This is a genomic window from Dysgonomonas sp. BGC7, from assembly GCF_001261735.1.
Lineage (GTDB): Bacteria > Bacteroidota > Bacteroidia > Bacteroidales > Dysgonomonadaceae > Dysgonomonas.
Window position 1 is genome coordinate 1 of the sequence record NZ_CVRP01000012.1, and the last position, 6,212, is coordinate 6,212.

Consider the following 6,212-nt stretch of genomic DNA (forward strand, 5'->3'; position numbering starts at 1 on the left):
GCACCATCGGTATAAAATGGATTAAATGAGATAGGATTTTTTTCGGTATATGTGAAATACACCCCATCTTCTCCATTGGTACGACGATTGATGAAGTTACAAAGTCCCTGATAGGAGTTTCCCGTATCCACAAGCACGATATGAGTCCCTTGTTCCCAATATTGGCGGCACATATGATTGGTAAAAAAGGATTTACCACTACCCGAAGGCCCCAAGATAAACTTGTTGCGGTTCGTGATAATCCCTTGCTTCATGGGTAGGTCGGAAATATCCACATGGATGGGTTTTCCGCTTACCCGGTCTGCCATCTTGATACCGAAAGGCGACGGAGAACTCTTGTAGTTTGTTTCCTCTGTGAAGAAGCACAAAGCAGGTTCTATAAATGTGTAGAAACTTTCTTCACTTGGAAAATCACCCGCATTGCCCGGCATCGCTGCCCAATAGAGTGTAGCGACATCGACCGTATTGTGTCGTGGTTTACACTCCATAAGAGCTAATTGACTACCTACATCGTTACGGATATTCTTGAGTTCTTCTGCATCGTCAGACCATGCCATCACATTGAAGTGTGCCCTGACAGAAGTAAGCCCGAAACTATGGGCTTCGTTCAGATACTTGTCGATCCACTCTTTATTGATTTGGTTTCCACGACTGTACTTCGATAAGGATTGCATATTACGGGCAGATTTTTCAAACTGCCGCAGGTTTTCTGCCGAATCGTCCAGAAAAATGTATTGATTATATACATGGTTACAAGACAACAATAATCCCACAGGAGAGGCAAACGATAGGCGGCAGTCACTCCGGTCGGTAGATAGCTTTTCATATCGCATATCTGTTCCGATTGTTCCGGGTAAGTCTTCCACATCCGAAATAGTATGCAGGCATACCGTTTTATCTCCGATGCGTAAGCCGTCTGCTCCTAACTCCAGATCCTCCAGACAAGTGGTATCTTCCAATGAGAGGGCAAAGTATTTTTCAATCAGCCCCGCTTCTTTTTCTGTTCCCGTTATCTCATCCGAAGCAATACGAGTCAGCGTAATAAATCCCGAATCATTCAAAATTCGCTCGAATTGCCCGACTGCCTCTAAGAAGCGTACTGCCATTTCTTTATTGACCTCTTTGGGAATAATGTTTCTCCGACAGAGCGATGAAAAATTACTTTGCATCCGCATCCGTTCTTTGGTCGTTTTGGTCAAAAACAAGAAGCAAGTATGATTCAGAAAAGGACGTTCGTTGAAGTGACGTTCAAATGAACGGGATAGAAAGCTCATATTCTCCTTATCGGTAGCAGGTTTGTAGTTCTCTTTGACAAACCAATCCTGTTTATGGATAATTGAGTAATCAGGTAAAACCTTAATGGCTTTCGTCCAAGCCGAATGTATGGCTTCGTATTCGGTATTTGTTACAGTGAACAGTTCCGGCAGATCCACACGGTAGACTATCGTTATATCCGCATCTTTACTGATGATGCAGTCGTGTTCAACCGAAAGCAAAGGAAATTTACTTTCGATGGTAGCTGCTTTTAGTGTATTACGCATTCCAGACCTCCTTCTTTTTAGGGCATTGGAACAAGCGACGGGAATTTTTGCGATTGATCAGAAAATGGGGATGTTGCCGTTTGGCGAGCAACTTCATGAGCCCGTGTTCTCCGTATTTCGCATTCAGGTTGAAAGTCAGCCATACCAATGCGGAAGCAGCGATAACGCCAAAACCGATACATATCCACTGGTCTACTCCAGCCATATACATAATCACAAAAACTATGAATACAGCCAGTAGACCACCTGCGAAAATGAAAAGATATTGTGCTTTCAAACCCTTAAATTCTACGCTTTTGCCAATGCCCTTGTTAATATTATACTCCATTCCGTATCGTTTTTGAAATGGATTATAGGAAGAAAGAGCGTAGAATAGTGGCGGCTACGATAAGGAAAATACACGCACCGAACCACGAAGCAGCAGTTTTAGAGGTGTCCGGATCACCTGATGAGAATTTGTTATAGACTTTTATACCACCGATCAGACCGACAACGGCTCCGATAGCATAGATGAGTTTTGTTCCGGGATCGAAGTAGGAAGTTACCATATTGGTAGCTTCGGTAATACCTCCGATACCGTTACCTTGTGCGAATACAGATGATACAGCAACCATGATAAAGGCTGCTGACAGAAGAATTTTTTTCTTTGTCATACGTTTTTTGATTAATAGTACAGGGGGTGGAATAGTCCCCTGTACTGAATGAATAATGTTGTTTAACTTTGATTTTTTAGTGGTGCGGTCGTAGACCGTTTTGTTAGGCTGACGCATGCTAACCGTAATCTCGCTCTTTCATATTTTTTACTTTTTTTGTTTTACATATTGCGTACATTAAAATCAGTTGGAGCTTTGACTGTCGGCTCCACTATTTCTTCTGCTTCTCTTTGTTTACGTTGGAAGGCTGAGAAGTAATCGTCCATAAGTGACGAAACGACCACTTTCTTTTTGGGCTTACCCGACACAACCTGTTCAAACATATCGGTCTTGCGTATCTCGACCAATACCCGTCCGGCTTCTTCTTTTTCTTCGGATGTAGCATTGTCGGGTGTCTCCACCGTTCGCATCATACTCGCCAAATTATTGAAGTCAAGCCCCGATGCCATTGAAACCCAGGCTCTCCCTTCAGTATCTTCGTCTATTTCTTCTGAATCATTGTCAGGCTCAAATTCGGGGGGAGTGTTCTCAATCTCTAAATTGATTTCATTTGAATCTTTGTCTGATAAATCATCGTTCGAAAAGACTTCATCGAGTTTATCCAAAGGGATTGTCGCCGAGGTCTTTTTTTCTTCTTCCTCGACAAATATAGAAGCATTTTCTTTCTCTTTTTTATTATTAATCAGAGTGGTAGCTTCTGTCCGGGATTGTCTAAGGTCAAATTTACTTTTGCCGATAATATCCTCTTTGGGTGCTGCACGAAACGGATTGAAAACAGTTTTTTTCGCTGCATTCTTTTTTCTTTTTTGCATCCGCTCCCGAAGTAGATAAAGGACAACAAACAATGCATACAACACGATGGCTGATATAATGTATTGTTTCATGACTAAAATATATCGGTGTTCTTTTTACGATACAGTTCGGTAATCTCGTTTTGGTAGGTATCGAAATGTTGCTCCAATACATTGCTTAGATAATCGAATAAGGTATAATCGTTCTCACCTATAACCCGTACAATACGCATCATACGTTCGTGGAACTCTTTTCGGATATAGACTACTTTTCGATCTCTGGTTCTATTTTGGACTTCTTTAAAAAAATAAGTTTCATATTGTTGAACAGCCGTTGAAGTCGCTACATTAGAAGTCTCGCTAGGAGTCATTCTTTTATTAATTTTCTTTCTCTTTTTCATTGTTTTTTGATTAAAATATTTTCTCGATATTATTATCATACAGTTCAGTTATATCTTCCTGATAAGTAGTGAAATGATATTCCAGAACATTGTAAATATAACTGAACAGGGAAACATCATTTTTGGCTATCACGTGCAATATCTTAATGATCCTTTCGTGATGTTCCTTACAGATATAAACTGTTTTTCCGCTTCGTGCAGCTATTGCCGACTCGTGGATAAAAAGACTCTGATAATCAGTTTCTATCTGTACTTTAGCTTTTCGCTTCCGAGATTCTTCACGTGGAATATCTTGTTTTATTTTTATTGCAGGAGCTTCTATTGGTTCGTCGATTTGCTCTTCTGGCTTAGTTGTTTCTATTGGTACAGATTCAGGAGAGTAAGCCTGTAACTTACGTTCCCTTCTGCCTGTACGTGCAATGATGTCCTGAGCATTCAACTTCGTATCGGTTTTCTTTTCTTCCATAATGCATTACTTTAGAATTTCGAGCAATTCATCTGAAAGAGCATCTATATTACTGCCTTTTACAAGAGTTTTATCGACAGGGAATAAAGTAGATCGGAACAAAGCTTTATGACTGACGGATTGTTCACGTCGGAATCGTAGACTGTTGGGGATGAATGTATTCAGGGTTGTAAATTGCAATTCATTAATAACTGCCTCATAAACTTCGTAGAGTTCGGACTTCTCCCGTCCGTCCACCAGATTCCAGAGCAAGTAGATCTCCTTAATATCGGATTTGCCACTGCCAATAATATCATCACGCACAGTTACCATGTAATCAAGTGTACTTTCCATCACTACACGGTCAGCAGCGATGGGAGCAATAATATAATCCATTCGTGCAAGGGTATGGATTAAATCTACATTGTTAAGTGTTCCCGGCAGATCAAAGAATATAAAATCAAAATCACCTTGTGGAATCAGATGCTCGGCATCGGCAATAGCCTCTTTGGTATTGCTCTCAATAATGGGATAGGCTTTTTTGTTTTCCAAACGGACAAACTGTTCATAGAGCATCCCTTTGTAATACTCGTCACTTTCGCACATCTTAAAATCCCGCTCCCGCATATCTGCAATGGAATACTGAGGATAATCGCAATCAATCACTGCGATATTCTTTCCTTTTACATAGTGTAAATAAGAAGCTGCCAATACAGTAAGAGTTGTTTTTCCGGCTCCACCCTTTTGGGTTGAGAATGCCACATAAATAGGTTTCTTTTTCATTTCAATTAATTTTTTAAATGGTACAATCGTTTTTTCGTATAGCCGTACCCAAGGGGATACATATCTTTTTATGTCTCAACTTTCGTTCGGTGGTATATCTGTTTTCAGGTAACAACCTCTGTATAGTGGTACAACCAACCAACTGTCTATTGAGATATTTCGCTGTTGGGAGGTTGCAACAGACTAACATTCTTAGGTTGGTTGCTTCGTAAATTGGTTCGTTTGATATTACTTACGATACACATTACTTATGTATCTGAAAATGTACTATCCAACCATTCTTTCATTGTACGTTTTTACCTCTGTATAATCGCACATAGATTCCTCCTTTGGTACGACTGATTGTAGGGCTCTATATCCCGCCGTACAATCAATTCTCCGACAAATAAAATCTATCTTTTTCATATTTGCACTATGTTTTTGAGAGGTGGAAGCTTGTGTCCGCATTTGTCTATACTTGTTGATTTTCAGTTGATTATTTTAGGATATAACTTTGCTGCATGAAACGTTATGGGGTATTCATGTCTATTTTAAATAGAGTTCCGACACTCATAAAATACCTGACAGGGATCAGGCTTATACCCCGAAACATTCGGGATAGGATGATGCCCTTTACGGGCAAAATGTATTTGCATTTGGGCAAATAGCAAGGTATGTTGAGTGCATCGCAAAATGAATTTTGCAGCACACAACCCTTGCTCTTCCAGAGGGGTATTTTCCTCTCCGAAGTCGGGAAAAATGAAGACGGCATGAACCGTCCCATAACGTTCATAAACCACTAAGAAAAATCAATGTTATGAACGAAGAGAAAACAGTACCCCTCAAACAGGGAAAAGGGGGCAGACCCCCAAAGAACGACCCGGCAAAGCATCGGCTGACAGTGAACCTAACCGACGAACAACATGCCGGATTCCTTGCTTTATACGAGCAGTCAGGCGTACAATCCTTGTCCGGATTTATCGCCGCCCGCATCTTTGGGGATGAGTTTCGTGTAGTAAAAACCGATGCTTCGGCAGTAGAATTTATTGCAAAGCTCACCGCTTTACACTCACAAATACGAAGTATTGGAATCAATTACAATCAAGTTGTGAAGGAGCTACATTCCAATTTTGGAGAGAAAAAAGCACTGGCATTGCTCTATAAATTGGAAAATGCAACCATTGAACTGGCGGGAATCGGGCACGAAGTGCTACAGTTGTGCGAACAATTTAAGGCTAAACATCTCTAAAAATGGTTGCCAAATTTAGCCACGGAAGCAGTTTATATGGTGCACTTACCTACAATCAGGAGAAAGTAGACGAAGGTTTAGGTAAAGTTTTGGCTACTAATTTAGTCATCGAACCCACTGATGGAACGTTCAATGTATCCGATTGTATGCAAGATTTCGAGCGGTTTATGCCTTCACATATTCGCACATCGAAACCTGTTATCCACATTTCACTCAATCCACATCCGGACGATAAGCTGACCGATAATCAGCTTGCCGACATCGGGCGTGAGTATATGGAACGGTTCGGATATGGCGGACAGCCCTACATGATTTTCAAACATGAGGACATTGGCAGGGAGCATATACACGTGCGCCCATAAGGGTATAT

10 protein-coding genes and 1 pseudogene are annotated in these 6,212 nt (G+C 40.9%); 2 read left to right on the forward strand and 9 right to left on the reverse strand.

Annotation, left to right across the window (positions count from 1 at the left end; all coding sequences use genetic code 11):
* The 9 genes from BGC7_RS12170 to BGC7_RS17910 all read right to left on the reverse strand — a co-directional run.
* Positions 1–1,541: TraG family conjugative transposon ATPase (locus tag BGC7_RS12170; protein ID WP_157258714.1), on the reverse strand; the 1,541-nt coding region annotated here is incomplete at its 3' end.
* On the reverse strand, positions 1,534–1,869 hold the full coding sequence (locus BGC7_RS12175) for a DUF4133 domain-containing protein (protein WP_050701880.1): 336 nt from the start codon (positions 1,867–1,869) through the stop codon (positions 1,534–1,536). The genes BGC7_RS12175 and BGC7_RS12170, both read right to left, overlap by 8 nt.
* Positions 1,870–1,891: 22 nt before the next feature.
* On the reverse strand, positions 1,892–2,194 hold the full coding sequence (locus BGC7_RS12180) for a DUF4134 domain-containing protein (RefSeq protein ID WP_006798335.1): 303 nt from the start codon (positions 2,192–2,194) through the stop codon (positions 1,892–1,894).
* A gap of 161 nt (positions 2,195–2,355) precedes the next feature.
* Complete coding sequence (locus tag BGC7_RS12185) at positions 2,356–3,078, reverse strand: hypothetical protein (protein WP_050701881.1); 723 nt, start codon at positions 3,076–3,078, stop codon at positions 2,356–2,358.
* Positions 3,079–3,080: 2 nt separating this feature from the next.
* Complete coding sequence (locus tag BGC7_RS12190; RefSeq protein WP_050701886.1) at positions 3,081–3,386, reverse strand: DUF3408 domain-containing protein; 306 nt, start codon at positions 3,384–3,386, stop codon at positions 3,081–3,083.
* Positions 3,387–3,396: 10 nt separating this feature from the next.
* Positions 3,397–3,852: a DUF3408 domain-containing protein gene (locus BGC7_RS12195; protein WP_050701882.1), complete on the reverse strand. Its 456-nt coding sequence runs from the start codon at positions 3,850–3,852 to the stop codon at positions 3,397–3,399.
* Positions 3,853–3,858: 6 nt separating this feature from the next.
* Positions 3,859–4,614, reverse strand: coding sequence for a ParA family protein (locus BGC7_RS12200; protein ID WP_050701883.1), 756 nt, complete (start codon positions 4,612–4,614; stop codon positions 3,859–3,861).
* A gap of 267 nt (positions 4,615–4,881) precedes the next feature.
* Entirely contained in the window at positions 4,882–5,019 is a 138-nt protein-coding gene (locus tag BGC7_RS17905) for a hypothetical protein (RefSeq protein ID WP_157258715.1), read from the reverse strand.
* A gap of 125 nt (positions 5,020–5,144) precedes the next feature.
* Positions 5,145–5,393 carry a hypothetical protein gene (locus tag BGC7_RS17910; protein WP_157258716.1) on the reverse strand — a complete coding sequence of 83 codons (249 nt, stop codon included), beginning with the start codon at positions 5,391–5,393 and terminating at the stop codon, positions 5,145–5,147.
* 17 nt (positions 5,394–5,410) lie between these two features.
* Between BGC7_RS17910 and mobA the strand changes: the two genes are divergently transcribed.
* Both mobA and BGC7_RS12210 read left to right on the forward strand, forming a co-directional pair.
* Positions 5,411–5,842, forward strand: a complete 432-nt coding sequence (gene mobA / locus BGC7_RS12205; RefSeq protein WP_050701884.1) for a conjugal transfer protein MobA — start codon at positions 5,411–5,413, stop codon at positions 5,840–5,842.
* 2 nt (positions 5,843–5,844) lie between these two features.
* A pseudogene (locus BGC7_RS12210) lies at positions 5,845–6,195 on the forward strand (relaxase/mobilization nuclease domain-containing protein); the annotation flags it as partial.
* Between the last annotated feature and the right edge of the window lie 17 nt (positions 6,196–6,212).

Bases quoted from the DNA above. Each gene is read 5' to 3' on its own strand.
- BGC7_RS17905 (WP_157258715.1), bottom strand. From the start codon at position 5,019: ATGAAAAAGATAGATTTTATTTGTCGGAGAATTGATTGTACGGCGGGA.
- BGC7_RS12180 (WP_006798335.1), bottom strand. From the start codon at position 2,194: ATGACAAAGAAAAAAATTCTTCTGTCAGCAGCCTTTATCATGGTTGCT.
- BGC7_RS12195 (WP_050701882.1), bottom strand. From the start codon at position 3,852: ATGGAAGAAAAGAAAACCGATACGAAGTTGAATGCTCAGGACATCATT.
- BGC7_RS12185 (WP_050701881.1), bottom strand. From the start codon at position 3,078: ATGAAACAATACATTATATCAGCCATCGTGTTGTATGCATTGTTTGTT.
- BGC7_RS12190 (WP_050701886.1), bottom strand. From the start codon at position 3,386: ATGAAAAAGAGAAAGAAAATTAATAAAAGAATGACTCCTAGCGAGACT.
- BGC7_RS12200 (WP_050701883.1), bottom strand. From the start codon at position 4,614: ATGAAAAAGAAACCTATTTATGTGGCATTCTCAACCCAAAAGGGTGGA.
- mobA (WP_050701884.1), top strand. From the start codon at position 5,411: ATGAACGAAGAGAAAACAGTACCCCTCAAACAGGGAAAAGGGGGCAGA.
- BGC7_RS12175 (WP_050701880.1), bottom strand. From the start codon at position 1,869: ATGGAGTATAATATTAACAAGGGCATTGGCAAAAGCGTAGAATTTAAG.